Raw genomic sequence first — 22,611 nt, 5'->3', positions numbered from 1 at the left:
CTTACTTTTCCTCTGCTAGCCAAGTTTCACAACAATGTTTAGCCAAGTTGCGAATACGACCAATATAAGAGGCTCTTTCATTCACACTGATCACCCCACGGGCATCAAGCAAGTTAAATAAATGGCTGGCTTTTAAACAATAATCATAAGCAGGTTGCGCCAATTTTTGATTAGCTAATGCTTCGGATTCTTTTTCTGCGTCTTTAAAGTGGCTAAATAGAATTTCCGTGTCTGCACACTCAAAATTAAAACGAGAATAATCTTGCTCTGCTCTAAGGAATACTTCACCATAAGTTAGACCATGATCATTAAACGCCAGATCATACACATTTTCGATACCTTGGATATACATTGCCAAGCGTTCCAAACCATAAGTAAGCTCTGTGGATGGAACCGAGGTTGTAATTCCTCCAACTTGTTGGAAATATGTAAATTGGGTGACTTCCATCCCATCGCACCAAACTTCCCAACCTAATCCCCACGCACCAATTGTTGGGTTTTCCCAGTCATCTTCAACAAAACGAATATCGTGTTTGCGAGGATCAATCCCAATTGCTTTATAACTTTCAAGTAAAAGTTCTTGGCTGTCTTTAGGTGAGGGTTTTAATAAAACTTGATATTGATAATAATGTTGCAAACGGTTGGGATTCTCGCCATAACGGCCATCTGCTGGTCTGCGGCAAGGCTGTACATAAGCCGCCTTCCAAGGGGTGTTTCCCAATGCGCGCAATGTTGTATGCGGGGATAGTGTTCCTGCACCAATTTCAAGATCATAAGGTTGTAAAATAGCACATCCTTTGGAATCCCAAAAATCATGAAGTTTTAAAATAAGTCCTTGAAAAGACAATGGACGGTTTAAAGAAGGTTTTGAAATCGTATTCGAAGGCATGAAGGTTATAATTCCAAGAAAACGAACAGAACAACAACATATTTTGAACAAATATTATTGTTATTTCTTTAGGTGTAAATAAAACAATTAACTATATAGTATATAGGATATAACACAATCAAAGCGAAAAAAAACTTGTTAAATTTGCTGTAAAAGCCACATACTATTACAAAGATTAAATCTTACAAAAAGGTTATGAATAAATGAATAATGAAGAACGTGAGCTTATTAATAAATTTTTTGATAGGGTCGGTGGTAGTGCCTCATCCCAACCTGGTTCCGTTCCTGTAGCGAATCAGATGCCGCCTGTTGATCCTGATGCAGACCGTTTGATTAAAGATAATTTACAAAAATACCCAGAGGCTGGGTATCGCATGACACAAATGGCGGTTGTGCAAGAAGCTGCGTTGGTTGAGGCACAAAATCGTATTCGTCAATTAGAATGGCAGGTGCAACAAACATCTCAACAAATGCAACAGATGCAACAACAAAGTCAAAACCAACCACCTGCATCTGGTGGCTTTTTGGGCGGGTTGTTTGGCGGAAATCGTCAACAAAGTCAGGCAGCATCACAAAATCAAGTTCCCCCTCCTGGGTGGGGAGCTCCGAATAACCAACAACAATTTCAAGGACAGCAACGCGGGCCACAGGGACAACCTGGACGTCCTTATCCTGGACAACAAGGGACTTATGGCGCCCCACCTCCTCAAAATTATCCTCCTGGATATCAACAAGGAATGTTCAATCGTGGCGGTGGCGGTTTTCTTGGTAGTGCTTTGACAACAGCAGCTGGGGTTGCTGGGGGAATGTTTGCTTATAATGCGCTTAGTGGCATGTTTGGTGGTAGCCATGCTGGTGGGGGTGCAGCAGCAGGAGGCGCCGTTGATCCAGCAGCGGCAGGTGCTGCTGATCCTTTTGGTGGTGGCGCAGATCCATTTGCTGGGACTGGAGCTGGGGTTGATCCTAATTTTGATGCAGGTGCAGGCACTGATGCTGGTTGGGGTGATGATACTTCTACTGATGATAGCGGCTGGGGTGGTGGTTCCGATGATAGTAACTGGGGCGACGATAGTTTTTAATAATCAGTTTCCAACTCTGTTAAGGAACTAATAATTTTACAGAGACAGGGCAATGATCTGATAATTTATTTTGCGCGTCATTGCTTTGTTCTTTGTATTTCATAACCCTTAGAGAGTCAGGTAAAAACCATTTATTAGCATTTGGGTCTATGATAAATCCATCAATGAAATAATTACCTTCCCAACAAGGATTAGCTTTGTAAGCGGTGGGGAAATATAGGTCTATATTGGATAATGATTTAAAAAATAAATCCTGTGGAGAAACAACCCGATTAAAGTCTCCTATGATGATAAAAGCTTGTTTTTCTTTGACGCGATTTTGAATCCATTTTTGTATAATTGGCTGTTGATCTTTTAATAAAATGCAAGATGGCTTCAGTTTCGGGCGGTCCAAGGGATAATCTTGACATCCAGATTTCAAATGAATAACGAGTATTCGCATGCTGCTTTGTTTTGTATAAAGAGTAATATCCAAGCCACTGCGTAGAGGGCGAAATCTATCAATACGACTCAGCTCTGTTAAATCCGAGTTTTGTTTTATATCTTTGAATATGTTTTTACGAACGGCAAGGGCTGTATGTTGAGCAATAGGGTCTTTTGAAATATAAAAGAGATATTGATCTTTTGGAAAAATTAAATTTAAAGTTTCAATAGAACCGACTTCTTGTAAAGCAATAATATCAGCCTGTAATTTTCCCCCATAGTGAAGCAACATTTTAAAATCAGCGGATTGCCTAAGATTGACATCTTGAGGAATAGGAAAGTTTTGAGTGTCTTTCTGTGAAACTAGCCACTCTACATTCCAAGTGGCCAGTTTTAGTATTGTTGCCCGTCCAGGCCTAGTGGTCAGTAAAAGTAATGTATAAAAAACATATAATAGAAACTTTTTATACATTAATGTTTAATAAATTATTCTTGTAATTTTCGTTCGTCAACTTGGCCTTGTAACAGGTCAATTGCTTGGCTGACGGTCATATCATGACGAGTTTCTTCGTTAAGAACATAAACCTGGCCATTGGGAATATCGTAATACCATCCTTGTAGTGCAATTTCATTTCTTGCTAGAGCCGCTGCAATAGAGGGGTGGGTACGAAGATGTTGTAATTGTAGTAAAACATTATGCTCGGTTAATGTTTGAATATTTTCAGGGCCAACATCAGTTGCCGTTAGAGCATCTGTAACAGCATGTGCTGTGGCTGCAAATCGTAACCAGCTTTTTACTGCAGGCATCGAATCTGTTTTTTCTGGATGAATTAATGCACTCATTGCACCACAATTAGAATGCCCACATACAATAATGGTTGATACTTTTAATGCGCATACGGCGTACTCAATGGCGGAGGTAACACCTCCCATAGCATTTCCGTATGCTGGAATGATATTTCCAATATTTCTTAAAACAAATAAACTGCCAGGATCTTGATCAGTCAGAAGTTCTGGGTGAATACGGCTATCTGCACAAGTAATAAAGAGTGTTTTAGGTTCTTGACCGTTGGCTAGTTTACTAAAAAGTTCTTTGCGCTCAGGAAATTTCTCTGTTTTAAAGCGTTTAACACCGTGTAAAAGATTTAATAAAGTTTGTTTAGGATTTGAGTCTGGCATATAATTTCTTTCATTTTTGTAAAACCAAGAAGCTGTTATTCAGCAAGAAGATAAAAATATCTTAAAGAGATAAGAGGATATTGCAATTTAATTTTGTATAAATTTTTGTTACAATAAAAAAAAGCAGGCTTAAAAACCTGCTTTTTTTGAATTTATGAAGCGATTTTTTTAATCTCTTTTAAAATAGCATCAAATGCTTTTTGGTATTGACTTGCATCGGGACCTCCTGCTTGGGCCATATCAGGTCTTCCACCTCCGCCTGTACCACCAACCGCAGCACTGGCAATTTTTACCAGATCAACAGCACTGATGGTTTGAGAAAGTAATTTATTAACAGCTACCACAAAAGAGGCTTTCTCCCCAAAAGAAGAGAAAACAACGGCAATACCGTTATTCATTTTTTTGACTAAGCTTTCTGCTAATGATTTTAGCTCTTTGGGAGCAACATCCCCAAGATTACGCATGATATATTCAATATCACCAACTTTATCTGCACTACCCTGTTTATCCCCTCCAACAGCGATTTGGTGTTGAAGTTTTGAAACTTGTTGTTTTAGTGATTTACGTTCATCAAGTAATTGCTGTAAGCGTTCTACCAATTGAATGGCTGGTGTATTCAATAAAGAAGCGGCTTCATGTAAAGAAGCTTCATTTTGTTTGAAATAACTTTCAGCAGCTGCGCCAGCCACAGCTTCAATACGACGAATACCAGCTGCAACACCGCTTTCAGAAATAATATGGAATAAACCGACTTCAGCTGTACTGGTAACGTGAGTACCACCACAAAGCTCAATAGACCAAGCTTTTTGTTTTTCTATGTCGTTACCCATAGCAACGACACGAACTTCATCGCCATATTTTTCACCAAATAACGCCATAGCACCCATTTTAACAGCCTCATCTGGGGTCATAATACGCGTTACTACGGGCTCATTCTTACGAATTTCAGCATTAATGGCGTCTTCAATTAACTTGAGCTCTTCGGAAGTTAATGGCTTTGAATGGCTAAAGTCAAAACGTAAACGATCAATAGAATTCAAACTGCCTTTTTGAGTAACATGATCACCCAGTTGGTTTCTTAATGCCTGATGTAGCAAATGCGTGGCAGAATGGTGGGCTTTGATTGCCTGACGCTCTGTATGATCTAAATCAGCTGCAACAGGCTCCCCGACTTTCACAGAGCCTTTGATGACTTTACCATAATGAACGGTCAGTTCACCTAATTTTTTTTGTGTATTGGTGATGCTAATAATGGCATTCTTAGTGGTAATATAACCTGTATCGCCTGCTTGGCCGCCACTTTCGCCGTAAAATGGGGTTTGGTTAAGAAGGATTGCAACTTCATCATTCTCTTTGGCTTCTTGCACGGATTGATTGTTAACAATTATAGCTTGAATTTCTGCATCGGCGGTTTCGTTTTTATAGCCTAAGAATTCTGTAGACCCATGTTTGTCTTTTAATTCAAACCAAACCGTTTCTGTGGCATTGTCACCCGATCCAACCCATGCAGCTCTGGCTCTGCTACGTTGTTCATTCATAGCAGTATCAAAACCTTCTTGATCAACGGTAAAGCCTTTTTCACGTAAAGCATCTGCGGTCAAATCAAGAGGAAAACCATAAGTGTCATATAGTTTAAATGCGACATCACCAGGAAGCTTTCCTTTACTTGGTAGTTTGTTAGTTTCGTCATCAAGTAAAGAAATTCCTCGATCAAGCATTGTTTTAAAACGTTCTTCTTCACCTTTTAAGGTTTCTGAGATTAATGCTTCAGCTTGAATGAGTTCTGGATATGCAGCCCCCATCTCTGTAATTAAAGCAGGTAATAATTTATAGAAGGTTGGTTCTTGTGTGCCAATCATATGTAGATGACGCATTGCACGGCGCATGATACGACGTAGTACATATCCACGACCATCTTTAGAAGGCAGTACACCATCAGCAATTAAAAAAGCAGCAGAGCGCAAATGATCTGAAACGACACGATGACTAACTTTGTGTGGTCCAAAAGGATCCGTATGAGTAGCCTCAGCAGATGCACGAATCAAAGCTTGGAATGTGTCAATATCGAAATTGTCTCTTTTCCCTTGCATGATCGCTGCAAAGCGCTCAAGTCCCATACCTGTGTCAATTGATGGACGAGGAAGAGGGGTACGTGTTCCAGGAGGGTCTTCAAAATATTGCATAAAGACCAGATTCCAGATTTCCACAAACCGGTCTCCATCTTCATCAGGCGAACCTGGAGGGCCACCAAAAACATCTTCACCATGATCGTAAAAGATTTCAGAGCAAGGCCCACAAGGCCCCGTATCCCCCATGCGCCAAAAATTATCAGAGCTGTTGATACGAATAATTCGATCATCAGAAAAACCTGCGATCTTTTTCCATAAAGTCGCGGCTTCTTCGTCCTCAGCGTACACAGTGGCAAGCAGCTTGTCTTTCGATAAACCAAATTCCCGCGTGATTAAAGTCCATGCAAACTCAATTGCACCTTCTTTAAAATAATCACCAAAGGAAAAGTTACCCATCATTTCAAAAAAGGTATGATGGCGTGCTGTATATCCAACATTATCAAGATCATTATGTTTACCACCTGCTCTGACTACTTTTTGAGCAGTTGTTGCACGTGAGTAAGGACGATGCTCTTGTCCAGTAAATACGTTTTTAAATTGAACCATTCCTGCATTGGTAAAAAGCAAGGTTGGGTCATTTTGTGGAACAAGTGAAGAAGAGGGAACATGTTGATGATTATTTTTCTTAAAATAATCAAGAAAAGTAGAACGTATTTCGTTTGTACTGCGCATGGTAAAATAAATAATCCTAATCAGAATATAAACATGATCTGTTTAAAACATTTTTGGATAAAAAAATAGAGTAATAAAACTTTATGAACTATTTCACTATTTTTCTGATACTTTGCAAGTATAGCTGTTTAAACTTTTGCTGTGAAAGTTAATATTTTATGTCAGATGTTATTAAAGATACACTATCTTTATTTGATCAAGGTTTAATTGGACGTTTCCGTCGTGATTGTCAAAATGATTGGTTACAATTTACCCAACATAGATTTGTTAAAGAACTAGCAGCAGGCACATTGGAACAAAAAGAATTTCAGCAGTTTTTGATTCAAGATTATTTATATTTACATGATTATTGTCGTGTTGTTTCTTTGGCGATCTATAAAAGTAATGATTTCACAGAAATGCAATATTTTGCCTCTTTGATGCAAGGATTGTTAAATGCTGAGTTGCCTTTTCATATTAAATATTGTCAAGAGAGGGGAATTACGCAAGGACAGATTGAGAAAAGTTCGAAAACATTAGAACTTGTTGCCTATAGTCAGTATTTATTAAGTAAATCTATGCAAGGAGATTTGTTAGATCTGATTGTGTTACTGTCCCCTTGTTTGGTGGGATATGGTGAGATAGGTTTGAGGATGTCAATTGATAAGTGCACAAATATCAAAAATAATCCTTATCAATCATGGTTGAATACATATACTGATTCTCTGTACATAGATTTGATAAAAAAAAGTTTTTATTTTATTGACGAACTAGGAAAAAAATATGGTGCTGAACAACGGTATCAAACGCTGTTAGAAAAATTTACAATGTCTGTACGATTGGAAAGTGCTTTTTGGAATGTTGGACGCGCCAATCTACTTGGGGCTATTTCCTAGTTTTTTTTGAAAATTTATTAGTATAAACAAGTTTGCGAGAGAGGTTAAAATTTGCAAGCATTCCAGCAGCGGCACCAGCGATTAATGCGATAATAGGGTGATTTAGGCAAGTTGTGCTTAGACTAAATAAAATAAAAACAGTACCGCGGTTTAAAAAAAAACCCATACTATTAGCAATAATAAATTTTATCCATTGATATAAAATATATTGCTGTTTTCCCAATCCATTAAATGTCCAAAACCGGTTAATAAACCAATTTGATGTTGCAGCAATAAAATAAGCAATTAGGGTCGAGATGGTTAGTCCTATTAAAGGGCATAATAAATATACCGTGCTTGCATCAATTATTAAACCTGTAAACCCAACGAGTGCGAATTTGGTGAATTGTATCAGTTTTTTATGATGTTTATCAGGAGCTATATAATTGAAGAGCTTTTGAAATAATATATCAATAGAAGTTTTGACCACTCAGTAAAGACCTATAATGTTAAGTAATTATACGTATCTTATTTCATAAAAAAAAGGAGATATCAAAAGATACCTCCTTTTTTGAATTATTATCTAAATAATAAATTATTTAAGAATAATTTCTACGCGACGGTTTTGTGGTTCACGTACATTTGGTCCCGTTGGAACTAATGGATGAGATTCACCAAAGCCTTGTGTATAGATAGCACTTGCGGGAACGCCATCACGGATCAACTCAGCTTTAACGCTTTTTGCACGGCGTTGTGATAGACCCATGTTGTATTTTGCACCAGCTGCGCCACCACGAGCAGATGAAGTATCGGTATAACCGTTAACTTCGATACGTGTTGTTTGAACGCGTGTAGATGCTTGAGCTGCTTCACGAACGATTTCACGAGCGCGAGGTGTTAAAGCATATTTATCGAAGTCAAAGAATACTAAGTATGTACGAGCAGCTTCAACTGGAGGAGGTGCTACAGTTTGAACTGGAGGAGGTGCTGGTGGAGCTGTATCAAATGCATAACGCAGACCTAAGATAAATTGGTGGTTGAAACGATGATCAACTTTACCATTACCTTTGTAAACACCATTACCAACCCAAGAAGTTGATTTATATGTAGATTGGTCTAATTGACCCATCATACGATATTCTGTTGTAACAGCAAGACCAGGTACACCTGGGATGTCGTATGCAGCACCAACGATACCTTGGTATGCAAATCCACCATTGGTTCCACCAAGACGGTTTACGCTGCCATTACGGTAATTGGTTTGTAATGGACCCATATCTTGCCATAAGTAACCAGCACCAACACCAACAAATGGTGTAATAGGAACATCAATTCCGAATTGACGTAGGTCAATGTCATAAAGAACGTTTACTAATCCACCGTAACCTTGGTCATGTCCTTTGGTTTTGTATGCAGGTGATTCTGTACCTTTACGGCCATTAATGTTAGAATAGTTGTAAACGCCTTCTACTTCAACGCGAAGACCGTTACCAAAACCCCAACCAGCAGAACCAAAAGTTGTAAACCCGGTACCATGACGATACTGTGATTTGCTACCTGCAGCACTGTTTGTGCCATTTGCACGTGTGCTTGGTGAGAATGTAGCATGTTGATTTTGAACTAAGTTATAACCACCACCCAAGCTAACATAAGGGCCAGTAATTGTGCTAGCCATCGCTGCAGCGGGTGTGGCTACTGCAAAAGTCGTTGCAAGTAATGCTGTACGAAGACGCATCTTGACTTATCCTTTTAATTAAGTTTTGAGCGATAGACCACCGATTAAGATGGAAGCTCTTAAATAAATGAAACTCTATAACTAGGTATTAATCTAATCAATTTTATTGTAAAACCAAGAGTTTTTTTTTGTTTTACATGCAGTTCTATAGCACATGTAATAAAAATAACACAATAAAATATCTCAGTTTTTTTTAACCGTTAAAGATTAGTTGTAATAATAATAAAGTTTAAATTGAATGACAATCGTGGAAATGTTATTCTTGATAGAGAAATTAAATGATGTGCTTTCCATACAACAAAAAAGGTTTCAAATACAGCCATCATTCATTAGTAATTTTAGCAAATCTTCTTCTCTAACATCTTGAGAAGTAAAAGTTTTTCCTATTCCATTGACAAGTATGAAAAGTACTTTTGTATTTTTTACTTTTTTATCATGTTGCAGATGTCTCAGCAGGCTTGATGCTTGTAAAGGGAATGAGAGGTCTCTAATGGATGTTGGTAGTCCTACGCTTTTGAAGTGATGTAAAACGCGATCTGTATCCTCTTGTGGGCATATTCCCATGCTTGTACATAGTTTAAAAATCAAACAACATCCCAAAGCAACAGCTTCGCCGTGAAGAATACGACCATCATAACCTAATTCTGCTTCTAATGTATGTCCTAAACTATGCCCTAGATTTAAAAGATTTCTACCCTTTGAATGTTGTTCAAACTCATCATTTTTAATGATTCGTGCTTTGAAAGCGCATGCTCGCTCAACGGCCTCATCAAGATAGTGAGATTCTTTCGAAAGAATTTTTTCTCCGTTATTTTCACACCATTCAAACAGTTCTATATCATCAATAAGGCCAGCTTTTACGATTTCAGCATAACCTGCCAACAATTCTCTTTGTGGAAGCGTGTTTAAAGTATGAGTATCAGCAATGACAATTTGCGGCTGATAAAAAGCACCAAGTAGGTTTTTACCAGTAGGGGTATTAATACCTGTTTTACCACCTACAGAAGAATCAACTTGTGATAATAAAGTCGTTGGAATTTGAATGAATGGTAAGCCTCTTAAAACAGTTGCCGCAGCGAACCCGCTTAGATCCCCTGTAACACCACCACCCAACGCAATAACTGGAGTTTGTCTTTCAACATTCTTTTCTAAAAGGGTGTTGACAACTTGTTCGTAATATTTGAAAGATTTTGTGTTTTCCCCAGGAGGAATCAATATTGTTTCATATTCTATTTGAGATAAAGTTAAACTGTTGGTTAAAGTTTGCAAATGAAATGATGCAACGTTTTCATCTACGACAATAAAAACTTTTTTCTGAGATAGGAGAGGCGTTAGTAAGGTCCCTGCTTGTTGAAGCAAATTGGGACCAATTAGAACATTATATTGAGTATTAGATAGTGTAACAGGTAATGTGCGCATTTTTTTTGCTTGTTCCAAAATCGAAAGAATCTGAGTAAGGGTCGTTTCAATTTTATTGTCATGACAAGGGATTATATAGTCGGCTTCAGCATATACAGGATAACGTGTGGTTATAAGATCTGATAATATTTCACGTTTATTACTTGAATTTAATAAAGGTCGATGGGTATGATGAGAGATGCGTTCTAATAACGTATCAACGTTACAATGAAGCCAAATAGTTGTTGCTTGTTCTTTTAGCAGTTGACGAGTTTTAGCATGCATAAAAGCCCCACCACCCGTAGCAATGACAACAGAGGATTGTTTGATTAAACGGCGAATCACTTCATGCTCAACGCGTCTAAATTCTGCTTCTCCATATTGTTCAAAGATATCTGTGATGGTACAACCAGCAGTCTTTTCAATTTCATGATCGGAATCAATAAAAGGAATAGAAAGATATTGAGCCAGTTTTTTTCCAATGGTTGTTTTACCAGCGCCCATCAAACCAATTAATATAATAGGGCCATTTTTTTTTATATCTTTGTTTATCATAAAATTTACCAAAAACTGTGATTTGTTTTAAATATACGAACTGAAAGAAAATATTGAAACAGTATAACTTAGATTTGTTTTCCTAAAACAACCTATCGTAAAGCTTGATGTGTTATGGTATGGAAACAGTGTATTGTAACGGCTAAATTATAGAAATCATAGATTTAAAATTTTTAAGGAAAGATGATGCGTCGTCCTATTGTTATTCTTCTTGGCTTTATTGTGCTTGTATTTGTTGTTGTAATTGTACTTTTTGGATTAAAGGGACCTGAAATGCCAATTCAAGAAGTGCATAAAGTTATTCCAATGTCTAAATTCCAACAACAAACACCAACTCAAGCAATTCCAGCGCTTCCCACGACTGCAAATAATGTTCAACAACCTATTCCTGCAATGCCTCAACCTGGTGCTACCCCTGTAAATGCAACAACAGGCAATGTCGGACAACCAACTGGGAATCCTGTAATCCAAGGCGTACAAGCACCAACGGCTCCATCACAACCTGTTAATACCCCAAGTAACGTGACAGGAAATGCAACTGGGAAACCTCAACCTAATACTCAATCAACGGTTCCTTTGATTATTCCTCAATCGAATAATGTTTTAGGGAATACCACTGCACAACCAACGGCTAATCCTCCACAACCTATTCCGGCAATGCCACAACCTGGCGCTGTTCCTGGAAATGCTGCTGGAACCCCAGCACAACGTTAAGTTTGTTTAATTTATAATGAATAGTGCGTATCTTGAGTCTTTTCTTGAAATGCTAACCGCAGAACGTGGGGCTAGTAAAAATACGTTACAAGCTTATCAGGCGGATTTATATGATTTTGGATCCTATTTATTTCAAAATCATAAAGAAGAACTAGAATCCGCCTCTAAGGAAAATATTCAAGCTTATTTTGAGTGGATGGGTAAAGAGGGAAAATCTGCACGTACCGCAGCTCGGCGGTTATCTTGCTTACGTCAATTCTATCGTTTTTTAGTCAAAGAAGGAAATAGGCAAGATGATCCATCCTATTTATTACAAAATCCTTATTTGCCACAGACATTGCCTAAATATTTAACAGAGCTTGAAGTTGGTCTTTTGTTGGATGCTTGTGATCTTTTGGAAGATTACCGAAGAGGATTGGTTGCCAAAGCCGCACTAGAAATTTTGTATAGTTCAGGATTACGAATCTCTGAATTGCTTAAATTACGTAAAGATCAAATCCAATCAGATATAAAAATTTTACGAATCTATGGTAAAGGCGGCAAAGAACGATTGATTCCTGTTTCCGATTCGGCAATCAATGCCGCGATTGATTTAAAGAAAAATGACCATTATTTACAAAGTATCTTTTTGTTTCCTGGCCGAAACCCGTTAAAAAATCTTACTCGGCAAGGTTTTGATAAAATTTTATATCAAGTCGCTTTGCAGGCAGATATAGATCCACAACGAGTTTCTCCTCATGTATTACGTCATTCTTTTGCAACTCATCTTTTAGCGCACGGGGCAGATTTACGCTCTTTACAAATGATGTTGGGACATGAAGATATTTCTACAACACAAATTTACACACATGTTCAAACCGAACATTTGCAAAAAACTGTTCTAAATCATCATCCTTTATCATGTGAAATTAAAAAGAAGTGCGATTAGAAATCATCACTAAAGATAAAATGATAGATTTTCTGGTAAAGAAGCTATAGAATTTTATTTATTTGTGATATTTGCGGATGATTATGCGTCAATTTTTAGATTTTGAAAAATCAGTTGCTGAACTTGAAACAAAGATTTTCGAGTTACAGCGTGTTGAAGACTCCTCTGATGATGTAAATATCTCAGAAGAATTAAAGCAACTTATCGAAAAAGCAGATAAGCAACTTATTGCTTTATATGCCAAGCTTACCCCTTGGCAAAAAGTTCAAGTTGCTCGTCATGCACAGCGTCCTCATGCTTTGAATTATATCCAAGCTTTTATCGAGGATTTTACACCTCTGGCTGGGGATCGATTATTTGCAGAAGATCACGCCATAATTGGTGGAATTGGACGCTTTAATGGGCAAACCGTTGTGGTCATTGGGATTGAACGTGGTTCAGATCTGGATACACGTTTACAACATAATTTTGGAATGGCTCGTCCTGAAGGATATCGCAAAGCACAACGCTTGATGCGTTTGGCTAGTCATTTTGATGTTCCTGTAATTACCTTAGTGGATACTCCAGGTGCTTGGCCAGGGATCGATGCAGAGGAAAGAGGGCAAGCAGAAGCTATTGCGAAGTCTATTCAGACTTGTTTGCGCACTTCTGTATCAATTATCGCTGTGATTATTGGCGAGGGTGGCTCTGGTGGTGCAATTGCACTGGCAACGGCAGATAAAATTTTAATGTTAGAACATTCAATTTATTCTGTAATTTCACCAGAAGCGTGCTCTTCTATTTTATGGCGTGATGCATCTCAGGCTGCACAAGCTGCTGGGGCATTATGTTTGACAGCTCAAGATTTGTTGAGATTAAAGTTAATTGATCAAATTATTCCTGAACCTATGGGTGGAGCACAACGCGACCCTCAAATTGCGATCGAATCAGTAAAGAAAGCAATTCAAGAAGCTTTGGATCAATTAAAAGATATCCCTAAACAAGTTTTACAAGCTCAGAGAAGAGACAAGTTCTTGGCGATGGGTCGCCAAGAAGCAGAGTAAATTATTTAATGGGGTTCACCTTCTATAGGTTGATACCCCATCTTGACCAACAGATTATAAACCTCACTGGCGGCTTGCTCAACTGCTTGTTGATCTTGACCTTTGGTCACTAAGGCAACACCATTTTGTTTTTCATTTAGATAGAATGGATAAGATCCAATATCTGTTTGTGGAAATTTATTTTGAATTTCATTTAAATCAGCAGCAACTTTACCTTCAGAAGCATGATATGCGTACCATGTTTTCGAAATGATAGGTGGTCCATGACGTAAAGTAGGAATAATGCTATCCAGCATGGACTGCATGATTTGTGGAACCCCAGCCATCACATATACATTACCAATTACATATCCAGGTGCAACAGAAATGGTATTAGGGATTGGTTTAGCACCTAAAGGTAAATGAGCCATACGTTGACGAGCTTCGTTAAAGTTTTCTTTGCCGATATAGTCTTCTAACAATTTAAAAGATTCTGGGTGAATTTGATTGGGAACACCAAAAGCTTCTGCGATACAATCAGAGGTAATATCGTCATGTGTTGGGCCAATTCCTCCTGTGGTAAAGACATAATCAACAGCTGCTTTGATTTCATTAACAGTGTTAATAATGACTTTTGGATCATCGGGAATAACTCTGGCTTCCTTGAGTTTAATTCCTGAAATTGCCAGACTTTTTGCAATATAATTAATATTAATATCTTGCGTGCGCCCCGATAAAATCTCATTACCAATAATAATAATTGCGGCTGTAGGATTCATTGAAACTTTCCTGTGACATAAAAATATAAAATGATCTAAGATCAAATAGCAGTTGCTTTATAGTATAAGCGAAGGATTAAGAATGATACATACAAAATTTTTCGAGCCAGTTTGTTTGTGGGATGCCAAAACGTTACTTGGGGAAGGGGTAGTTTGGGTAGAACGAGAACAAAGTGTTTATTTTGTAAATATCTTAGAAAAGAAAATTTATAAATATCATCTTCAAACTCAGACGAAAACGATCTGGAATGCTCCAAAACAACCAACTTTTATCTTTCCAACAACAGGGCATCTTTTACTTTGCGGAATGGAGGATGGATTATATTGGTTTGATCCAGCTCAAGGAAAATTTACTCAGTGGTTTGTCATGCAAGAGTCCCAAGAAGGTAACCGATTGAATGATGGCTATATAGATTCTTTGGGACGCTTGTGGTTTGGTACAATGGATAAACAAGAGCAACATCCTTTTGGTTCGCTTTATTTATTAGATTTTCAAAAAGATGGCAAGATCTGCGCGGTTCCTCAGGATAGTCATTATACAGTTACAAACGGTCCTTTGATCATAGAAGAACAGCATAAATTATACCATAATCACTCAAATGAGCAGATCGTTTATCGTTTTGATTGGCAAGATTCTGGAAAAATTACAAACAAAGAAAAATTTTTAAAAATGGATAAAGGATATCCAGATGGAATGGCCGTTGATATGGCAAATCATCTCTGGATTTGCTTGTTTGGTGGACACCAAATTAGTGTTTATTCTGTTGACGCAGAATTGGTGCAAACAATTCCAATTCCCAGTTTAAATATTACTAAAATTGCTTTTGGAGGAGATGATTACAAAACTGCCTATGTAACAACAGCGACCAAAGGAATGACTGAAGCCGACAAACAGCTTTATCCATTAGCAGGAGGATTATTTTCTTTTAAGGTTTCTACACCAGGTAAACCTCAAAATTTATTTCAAATTCCAGAAATGTCGATTTTAAAATAATAGGTCTTTGAGTAATGGAATAAAAGGTTTATCTGCCTCCATAACTAGGTAATTATCTAACTCATCAGCGGGGACCCATGCCAGCTGCTGATTCTCTCTGGGTTCTGGCAGGTTTTTCCATTTATGACAGACATATAAAGGCATGAGTAAATGGAAATCTGTATATTCATAAGAAGCAAAGGTAAATGGGGCTAGGCAGCTTTGGGAAACATCAACATTAATTTCTTCTTTTAATTCTCTAACTAAAGCAGCCTCTGGTGTTTCACCAGGCTCAATTTTCCCCCCTGGGAATTCCCACATTCCTGCCATAGATTTTCCTTCTGGCCTACGAGCCAGTAATAAACGGCCATCAATATCAATGAGTGCTCCTGCAACGACTAATAAGATTTTTTTGGGTATTGAGGATGATGGGTTTAAGGAAACTGGAGATTTTCCAGGGCAGATATCTTCACGTTTCAGCAAAAAATAGGATACGGGTTGTTCTGCAGCGCGAGCTAAAAACTTTTCTTTTCCTTTGCCAAAAGACTGATATCCACATTTTTTCAAAACAGAAATAGAGGCTAAGTTATCATCAGCAGCCGTAGCTCGAATGTAATTTATGTTAAGATTTGCCAAAGCCCAAGTGCTGATACGCTGAAGGGCTCGGCTAGCAATTTTATTCCCCCAGTATTTATGAGCGATCCAATAACCGATTTTACCAAGTTGGTCTTTGCTATCCACACGCAGGCCAATACAACCAACAATTTGATCATTAGTATCATCAATGATAGAGAAATGATAAGAAGCGCCAGTGTGAATCTCTTGAATGATAGAATCAATCCATTTCTCAAGTAAAGGCTTTGGATATGGAAAAGGAACTTGGCTTAACATCCTGACGACATTCCAGTCATTAATCAATGGATGCAGCGCGTTTATATCCTCAGTTTGAATAAGGCGCAAGGTATAATGATCGATTTTTAATGGAAGTATAGAAACACTATGGTTCGTCATATTAACCTCGTTAATCGTTTATAATTTTTTAGCTGCAATTAGGAATTCTACATTCCCTTCCGGTCCTGTAATTGGACTGGTCTCAATTCCAAGTATTTCCCAATCTTCAAGAGATTCCCACCATATTTTAATTTCTTGGCAGACTTTTTCATGAATGACAGGATCGCGAACAACCCCTTTCGATCCAACATGTTCACGCCCAGCTTCAAATTGTGGTTTGATAAGCGCAACTGCCCATCCACCAGACTGGCATAAAGATAGGGGTGCAGGTAACACAGTTTTTAGGCTAATAAAACTAGCGTCACAGACCACCACTTGAATAGGGTCTGGTACAATATCTGTTGTTAAATAACGTGCGTTGCATTTTTCATGTACGACGACCCGTGCATCATTTCGGATCTTCCAAGCGAGTTGACCGTGTCCTACATCAATAGCATAAACTTTGTTGGCCTCATTAGTTAATAGCACATCGGTGAACCCTCCTGTCGAAGCACCAATATCTAAACAGTTGAGACCCTTAGGAGATAAATTAAAAGAAGATAATGCATGATTGAGCTTGACCCCACCACGAGAAACCCAAGGGTGAGGTTGTTGTTTAACATTCAGCTCAACATCTTCTCTAATCATATCCCCAGCTTTATTGACGCGCTGTTCTTTGCTGAAAACAAGGCCAGCCATAATAAGAGCTTGGGCTTTGGTACGGCTTTCTACTAGCCCTCTTTCGACTAGTAAAATATCAATACGTTTTTTAGCCGCCATATGTACGAAGCTCTTTACAATTAAAATACAAGGGAGAGTTAGTTTTTACGATAAACAACATATTCCGCTAATGCACGAAGGTTGTCTGCTGTATCTCCAAAGGGTTCAAGATGGCGAATAGCTTTTGCCACTAAACGATCAGCTTCTTTTCTAGCATCTTCAATTCCTAGCAAAGAAACAAAGGTGGATTTACCAGCAGCACCATCTTTACCTGCCGTTTTACCTAATTCTTCTGCACTAGCTGTGGCATCTAAAACATCATCAGCAATTTGGAAGGCCGTTCCAAGATCTCTGCCATAGCTGATAATATGATTATGAAGATCAGGCGTCGCATTGCCAAGGATTGCACCTGCTTCAGCAGAGTAACAAATTAAACGTCCAGTTTTCATAGCATGTAAATTAAGAACTTCTGGAAGGGTTAAATGCGAATTTTCACCCTCCATGTCGATTACTTGCCCACCGACCATCCCTCTTGACCCACTGGCCTCTGCTAATGCTTGAACAAGTTGAATACGCACCATTGCATCTTCATGTGCTTCTTCCATAGCAATTAATTCAAAAGCTTTGGTTTGCAAAGCATCACCCGCCAAAATCGCAATGGCTTCACCATATTTAATATGAGTAGAGGGTTTCCCACGACGCAAGTCGTCGTCATCCATGGCAGGTAAGTCGTCATGGATTAATGAATAAGCATGTAACATCTCTACAGAAGCACCAACGTAAAGTGCTTTTGATAAAGGATAATCAAATAAAGATGCAACTTCGGTTACCAGATACCCTCTGAGGCGTTTTCCACCACCAAGTACTGCATAACGCATGGCTTCCATTAAATTAGCTTCGCCACTTTTCATGCGTGGAAGCATTTTATCTAATGTTGTTTCAAGTTCTTTGGCACGTTGGATCAAAGAATTACGAAGGGTTTCAGCGTTATATTTTGTAGAAGAGGGGGAAGTCATAAGGGGGGTGACCTTCAAAGATTATTCAAGAGTTTCAGTAACAAGGCTGGCGTCATCTTTTTTTACAATAATTTGAACACGAGCCTCTGCTTCATTCAGTTTTTTTTCGCAATAACGGCGTAATTGCGCACCACGTTCATAAGAAACAATTGCTTCTTCTAGCTTTTGTTGACCAGTTTCAAGGTTATGAACAATTTTTTCTAGTTCGTTTAAAGCATCCTCAAATGAAAGAGAGGATAAATCATCGGTCATGATATCTTCCAATAGCTATTGAGTGTAGAAATATGGTGTACCTGTTTATAAGACGACTTGTCTTGATTGTATAGAAAATATTATGGTTATTTTCGTTTTATTAAAAAGGATAAAGATGCTCCTTGATCTGAAAAAGCAATAAGTGCATGTCCTGTTTGGCGACAAAATTCTTGAAAATCTTTGATAGCACTGCGGTCTGTTGCCAGAACACGTAAACAATCACCTTTTTGTAGTTTTTGTAATGCACGGTTGGCTTTTAAAACAGGCAAAGGACAGGATAATCCTTTGGCATCCAAAACCGTCTCAATCATGAAAATATTCCTAAAAAAGACCTTGTTTCCAAGGTCTTCAATACACTAATTTTAATTATTTGTATAGAATATTTGTGTTATTCCAGTTCTGAATGTTTCATTTCACCAGTATGGCTGTGTTTATAAGTAAAAACACGACAAATGCCAATAACTCCAAGAATTGCACAGGTGATGATGATTTGTGTTCTAGAAACACTATTAAAGAGCATTGCGATGACTACTGCAATCAAAGATAAAACAGTAAACCATGATAGATATGGGAAAAGCCACATTTGAAAAATAGGAAGTTGGTTTGCTTTTTCCATTTTTTTGCGTACATTAATCTGGGAAAGACCAATAGCAATATAAACAAATAAAATGATAGAACCAGCACAACTTAATAGATATGAAAAAGTATGGCTTGGGGAAATATAAGAAGCAATTGAAATAGCAATACCAATAAAAGAAGCTGTGATAATAGCACGTTTAGGCACACCATTGCTGGTGGTATGAATAAGCCATCTTGGAGCATCATTATATTCAGCCAGTTCAAATAATGTTCTGGATGTTGCATAAATTGAAGAATTTAAACATGAAAGAATAGCAATTAAAATCGTAAATTCCATAATATCTGCCGCATATGGAATATGAATGGCTTGTAATGCCATTAAGAACGGAGAAACCCCTGGAACAACTTTATCCCAAGGTACAATGGCTAAGATAACACCAATTGATAATACATAAAAAGCGATAATTCTAAAGACAATAGTTCTTGTAGCATAAGCAACATTTTCAGCAGGTTTATCAGATTCAGCTGCAGCAATAGTTGCGACTTCGGATCCTGTTACAGTAAATAAAACCGTTGGAATAATGGTCAAGATCGCAATTAAACCATTGGGGAAAAAACCACTATGTGTCCAAATATTTTCTATATGACCCTCTGTAAAACCAAATAAATGGGTGATTGCAATACCACCAACAACAATAAAAGCAGCAATTGCAACAATTTTAATCAGTGCAAACCAAAATTCAAACTCGCCATAACCACGTACAGAAAACAGATTGGTCAACATCATTGCAACTACCAGGATTGGTCCCAACAGCATTGTCGCAGTAAAGCTGTATTCTTTGGGGATATGCATATAATGTTGTAACATTTCGCCACCTGCAATTGATTCAGCGGCAATCGCAGAAATCCAGAATAACCAATATCCCCATCCTAAAACAAAGGTAACATTATGCCCCAGTCCCCTACGAATATGGTTTAGAAAGGAACCAATTTCTGGCCTTTGGATAACCAATTCACCCAACATTCTCATCACAAAGAAAATCATAAGCCCAGTGATAATATAAGATAATAAAACGGCAGGTCCTGCAGCATGAATAGAAGCTGATGCACCAACAAAAAGACCAGCACCAATGATACCCCCCATAGAAATCATTACAACATGACGACGTTCAAGGGTATGGGCCAGCTCACCATCTTTTAATGGAGGAGAGATAATTTTTTCTTTGTTTTTTTTACTTGTCAATGGAAGGTCCTTTATTATCGTAAGTAATCATATTGTTAATGTAATCTAAAAGATGAGGCGTAATCTTTTCATTTATTGCAAAGTTCAAAAATTATCGTGAAATAACTTTGAAAATAAAATATTCTACGCAATCACCCATCTTAGGTTAGAGGATAGATGCTTTTGCTATAATAAAATAATTTTTGTTACTTTTAATATATTTTTGCTTATTTTATTTAATTTTGCAAATAGAGATTATGTTACATTAAAATAATTTATAAAAAAAATTTGTTACCATTTTGGAAATATTTATTTATTTTTTACTCATTTTAGAAAATATAATTACATATTGGGGTTTCATTTTTTGATTAATAGGAAATAAAAACATAAAAGATTTTTACCTAATGTGCAAATTCACTGATAATTCATGAAAGAATATCATATTCATTCCAAAAAATAAAACCAACTTTAATGAACATTGAAGTTGGTTTTATATAAATCAATACAGCTTTATTGTCTTTAAGATAAATTACTTGTTTAAGACAAATTATGTTTTTTAGTTTTTATTTGCTTCGGAAGCATTTTCGGGTTTTTTTACAGTAACTTTAGGTAAATTTAAAGCCAAAGAAAGCTCTTTTAAACGTTCTGGTGTCGTAGGAGCAGGGGCGCACATCATTAAATCTTCACCTTGTTGATTCAATGGGAACAAAATCACTTCGCGAATATTAGGTTCATCCGTAAGCAACATGACAATACGATCAACACCAGGGGCTGCACCACCATGAGGAGGGGCACCATAACGGAATGCGTTTAACATACCACCAAAGCGTTTTTCGACTTCTTCTTCTGGATAGCCAGCAATTTCAAATGCGCGGATCATAATGTCTGGGCGGTGGTTACGAATAGCACCAGAAGAAAGCTCAATACCATTACAAACAATATCATATTGATAAGCGTTAATGTTCAAAGGATCTTGACTGTTTAAGGCTTCTAACCCACCTTGAGGCATAGAGAAAGGATTATGAGAGAAATCAATTAATCCTGTTTCTTCATTAAGTTCATACATTGGGAAATCAACAATCCAACAGAAACGGAATGCGTTCTGTTCAATTAAACCAAGTTCTGTTGCAATCTTTGTGCGGACAGTTCCAGAGAACTTAACCATTTCCAGCCCTTTGCCAGCCACAAAGAAAACAGCATCGCCATTTTGTAAGTTACAAGCTTGCTTGATCGCTTCACAACGTGCTTCGTCAAGGTTCTTAGCAATTGGGCCTTTGGCTGCACCAGTTTCATCAAACGTAATATACCCAAGACCACCCATTTTTTCTTCTCTCGCCCAACCATTGAGTTTATCAAAGAAAGAACGAGGTTTGCCACCAGCACCAGGAGCAGGAATAGCACGAACTTCACCGCCTTCAGCAGTAATTTTTGCAAATAATCCAAAATCAGAACCATCAAAAGCACTGGTTACATCGGTAATTTTTAAAGGATTACGTAAATCAGGTTTGTCGCTACCATACTCTTTCATCGCCGTTTTATAAGGGATACGTTCGAAAGGGGCAGGGCTGATTTTGTGGTTTGGTGCAAATTCTTTGAAAATGCCTTCCATAACAGGCTCAAGTGTTTCAAAAACATCTTCTTGAGTAACAAAAGACATTTCAAAATCTAATTGATAGAATTCACCAGGAGAGCGATCTGCACGTGCAGCTTCATCACGGAAACAAGGGGCAATTTGGAAATAACGATCAAAACCAGCAACCATTGCCAATTGTTTAAATTGTTGAGGGGCTTGAGGAAGTGCATAAAACTTGCCAGGATGTAAACGTGCAGGCACCAAAAAGTCTCTTGCACCTTCAGGTGATGATGCAGTCAGGATTGGTGTTTGGAATTCAGTAAAGCCTTGTTCGATCATACGATTGCGTAGGCTAGAGATGACGTTTGATCTTAATAAAATATTACGATGCAGTCGTTCACGACGTAAGTCAATATAACGATAGGTTAAACGTAAATCTTCAGGATAATTTTCATTTCCATTAACTTGGAAAGGTAATACCGCAGCAGAAGACAAAATTTCGATATTATCAGCTTGAATTTCAATTTCACCCGTTGGTAGTTTTGGGTTAATAGTTTCGCCTTCACGTGAAACAACTTTGCCAGTAACGCATAAAACGCTTTCTACTCTGATTTTTTCAATGGTTTCCAGTAAAGAGGAATCAGCAGGAATAACAATTTGAGTAATGCCAAAATGGTCACGAAGATCAATAAACAATAATCCGCCATGGTCTCTTTTACTATGTACCCAGCCAGAAAGTTTAACAATTGATCCAACGTCATTTGCTCGTAGAGCAGCACAATTATGGGTACGATAGCGATGCATTGATTTATCCTATATCCTGTTATTAAATTTTAATTATAGTTTTTATGATATGAAAGGAATGATTACAACAAAAATGCTGTATCACTTGTTTAAAGTCGTGATTATAAAGGAGATAATGTATTCTTT

The 22,611-nt window shown here is 37.7% G+C and carries 21 protein-coding genes; 6 read left to right on the top strand and 15 right to left on the bottom strand.

The features are described 5' to 3' along the window. Nucleotide 1 precedes the first annotated feature (1 nt). Complete coding sequence (locus QMN76_RS04265; protein ID WP_034336031.1) at nucleotides 2-889, bottom strand: glycine--tRNA ligase subunit alpha; 888 nt, start codon at nucleotides 887-889, stop codon at nucleotides 2-4. A gap of 203 nt (nucleotides 890-1,092) precedes the next feature. Here QMN76_RS04265 and QMN76_RS04260 point away from each other — a divergent pair, with 203 nt between their 5' ends. Next, entirely contained in the window at nucleotides 1,093-1,968 is an 876-nt protein-coding gene (locus tag QMN76_RS04260) for a DUF2076 domain-containing protein (protein WP_034336035.1), read from the top strand. Nucleotides 1,969-1,987: 19 nt separating this feature from the next. On the opposite strand, the gene QMN76_RS04255 is transcribed toward QMN76_RS04260, so the two are convergent. From QMN76_RS04255 to alaS, 3 genes are all read right to left on the bottom strand, one after another. Continuing rightward, the gene (locus tag QMN76_RS04255) at nucleotides 1,988-2,863 is read right to left on the bottom strand and encodes an endonuclease/exonuclease/phosphatase family protein (protein WP_282023678.1); all 876 of its coding nucleotides are present in this window, start codon (nucleotides 2,861-2,863) and stop codon (nucleotides 1,988-1,990) included. Nucleotides 2,864-2,877: 14 nt separating this feature from the next. After that, entirely contained in the window at nucleotides 2,878-3,570 is a 693-nt protein-coding gene (locus QMN76_RS04250) for a carbonic anhydrase (RefSeq protein WP_034336038.1), read from the bottom strand. Between the two features lie 152 nt (nucleotides 3,571-3,722). Beyond that, on the bottom strand, nucleotides 3,723-6,371 hold the full coding sequence (gene alaS, locus QMN76_RS04245; protein ID WP_282023679.1) for an alanine--tRNA ligase: 2,649 nt from the start codon (nucleotides 6,369-6,371) through the stop codon (nucleotides 3,723-3,725). Between the two features lie 158 nt (nucleotides 6,372-6,529). Here alaS and tenA point away from each other — a divergent pair, with 158 nt between their 5' ends. Beyond that, nucleotides 6,530-7,246, top strand: coding sequence for a thiaminase II (gene tenA / locus QMN76_RS04240; protein ID WP_282023680.1), 717 nt, complete (start codon nucleotides 6,530-6,532; stop codon nucleotides 7,244-7,246). On the opposite strand, the gene QMN76_RS04235 is transcribed toward tenA, so the two are convergent. The 3 genes from QMN76_RS04235 to aroB all read right to left on the bottom strand — a co-directional run bounded on the left by QMN76_RS04235 (nucleotide 7,236) and on the right by aroB (nucleotide 10,913). Continuing rightward, a complete protein-coding gene (locus QMN76_RS04235; protein WP_282023681.1) occupies nucleotides 7,236-7,715 on the bottom strand; it encodes a GtrA family protein in 480 nt (159 codons plus the stop codon). The genes tenA and QMN76_RS04235 overlap by 11 nt on opposite strands. 105 nt (nucleotides 7,716-7,820) lie before the next feature. After that, complete coding sequence (locus QMN76_RS04230; protein ID WP_034336043.1) at nucleotides 7,821-8,960, bottom strand: OmpA family protein; 1,140 nt, start codon at nucleotides 8,958-8,960, stop codon at nucleotides 7,821-7,823. 309 nt (nucleotides 8,961-9,269) lie between these two features. Then, nucleotides 9,270-10,913, bottom strand: a complete 1,644-nt coding sequence (gene aroB / locus QMN76_RS04225; protein WP_282023682.1) for a 3-dehydroquinate synthase — start codon at nucleotides 10,911-10,913, stop codon at nucleotides 9,270-9,272. Between the two features lie 183 nt (nucleotides 10,914-11,096). On the opposite strand from aroB, the gene QMN76_RS04220 reads away from it, so the two are divergent. From QMN76_RS04220 to QMN76_RS04210, 3 genes are all read left to right on the top strand, one after another. After that, nucleotides 11,097-11,627 carry a hypothetical protein gene (locus tag QMN76_RS04220; protein ID WP_282023683.1) on the top strand — a complete coding sequence of 177 codons (531 nt, stop codon included), beginning with the start codon at nucleotides 11,097-11,099 and terminating at the stop codon, nucleotides 11,625-11,627. Nucleotides 11,628-11,643: 16 nt separating this feature from the next. Further along, nucleotides 11,644-12,555, top strand: a complete 912-nt coding sequence (locus QMN76_RS04215) for a site-specific tyrosine recombinase XerD (RefSeq protein ID WP_034336048.1) — start codon at nucleotides 11,644-11,646, stop codon at nucleotides 12,553-12,555. An 83-nt stretch (nucleotides 12,556-12,638) separates the two neighbouring features. Beyond that, nucleotides 12,639-13,598, top strand: a complete 960-nt coding sequence (locus QMN76_RS04210; protein WP_282023684.1) for an acetyl-CoA carboxylase carboxyltransferase subunit alpha — start codon at nucleotides 12,639-12,641, stop codon at nucleotides 13,596-13,598. 5 nt (nucleotides 13,599-13,603) lie between these two features. Here QMN76_RS04210 and QMN76_RS04205 read toward each other — a convergent pair whose 3' ends face one another. Continuing rightward, nucleotides 13,604-14,356 carry a competence/damage-inducible protein A gene (locus QMN76_RS04205; protein WP_282023685.1) on the bottom strand — a complete coding sequence of 251 codons (753 nt, stop codon included), beginning with the start codon at nucleotides 14,354-14,356 and terminating at the stop codon, nucleotides 13,604-13,606. Nucleotides 14,357-14,438: 82 nt separating this feature from the next. On the opposite strand from QMN76_RS04205, the gene QMN76_RS04200 reads away from it, so the two are divergent. Continuing rightward, nucleotides 14,439-15,350 (top strand): SMP-30/gluconolactonase/LRE family protein, encoded by a 912-nt coding sequence (locus QMN76_RS04200; protein ID WP_282023686.1) that lies wholly within the window; start codon nucleotides 14,439-14,441, stop codon nucleotides 15,348-15,350. Here QMN76_RS04200 and QMN76_RS04195 read toward each other — a convergent pair. The 7 genes from QMN76_RS04195 to aspS form a co-directional block, all read right to left on the bottom strand. Further along, a complete protein-coding gene (locus tag QMN76_RS04195) occupies nucleotides 15,342-16,340 on the bottom strand; it encodes a bifunctional GNAT family N-acetyltransferase/(deoxy)nucleoside triphosphate pyrophosphohydrolase (RefSeq protein ID WP_034336054.1) in 999 nt (332 codons plus the stop codon). The two genes, QMN76_RS04200 and QMN76_RS04195, sit on opposite strands and share 9 nt — an antisense overlap. An 18-nt stretch (nucleotides 16,341-16,358) precedes the next feature. Then, entirely contained in the window at nucleotides 16,359-17,099 is a 741-nt protein-coding gene (locus QMN76_RS04190; RefSeq protein ID WP_034336056.1) for a TlyA family RNA methyltransferase, read from the bottom strand. A gap of 38 nt (nucleotides 17,100-17,137) precedes the next feature. Continuing rightward, nucleotides 17,138-18,055 carry a polyprenyl synthetase family protein gene (locus QMN76_RS04185; RefSeq protein ID WP_282023687.1) on the bottom strand — a complete coding sequence of 306 codons (918 nt, stop codon included), beginning with the start codon at nucleotides 18,053-18,055 and terminating at the stop codon, nucleotides 17,138-17,140. Between the two features lie 21 nt (nucleotides 18,056-18,076). After that, complete coding sequence (locus tag QMN76_RS04180) at nucleotides 18,077-18,307, bottom strand: exodeoxyribonuclease VII small subunit (RefSeq protein WP_034336061.1); 231 nt, start codon at nucleotides 18,305-18,307, stop codon at nucleotides 18,077-18,079. 86 nt (nucleotides 18,308-18,393) lie between these two features. Next, entirely contained in the window at nucleotides 18,394-18,618 is a 225-nt protein-coding gene (locus tag QMN76_RS04175; RefSeq protein ID WP_034336064.1) for a sulfurtransferase TusA family protein, read from the bottom strand. A 77-nt stretch (nucleotides 18,619-18,695) separates the two neighbouring features. Next, nucleotides 18,696-20,129, bottom strand: coding sequence for an amino acid permease (locus tag QMN76_RS04170; RefSeq protein ID WP_282023688.1), 1,434 nt, complete (start codon nucleotides 20,127-20,129; stop codon nucleotides 18,696-18,698). A gap of 535 nt (nucleotides 20,130-20,664) precedes the next feature. Continuing rightward, nucleotides 20,665-22,485: an aspartate--tRNA ligase gene (aspS, locus tag QMN76_RS04165; RefSeq protein ID WP_282023689.1), complete on the bottom strand. Its 1,821-nt coding sequence runs from the start codon at nucleotides 22,483-22,485 to the stop codon at nucleotides 20,665-20,667. Between the last annotated feature and the right edge of the window lie 126 nt (nucleotides 22,486-22,611).

The organism is Commensalibacter papalotli (ex Botero et al. 2024) (genome assembly GCF_947179115.1).
GTDB lineage: Bacteria > Pseudomonadota > Alphaproteobacteria > Acetobacterales > Acetobacteraceae > Commensalibacter > Commensalibacter papalotli.
Note: the sequence above shows the minus strand (reverse complement) of the source record. Positions and strands in the feature narration are given on the sequence as shown.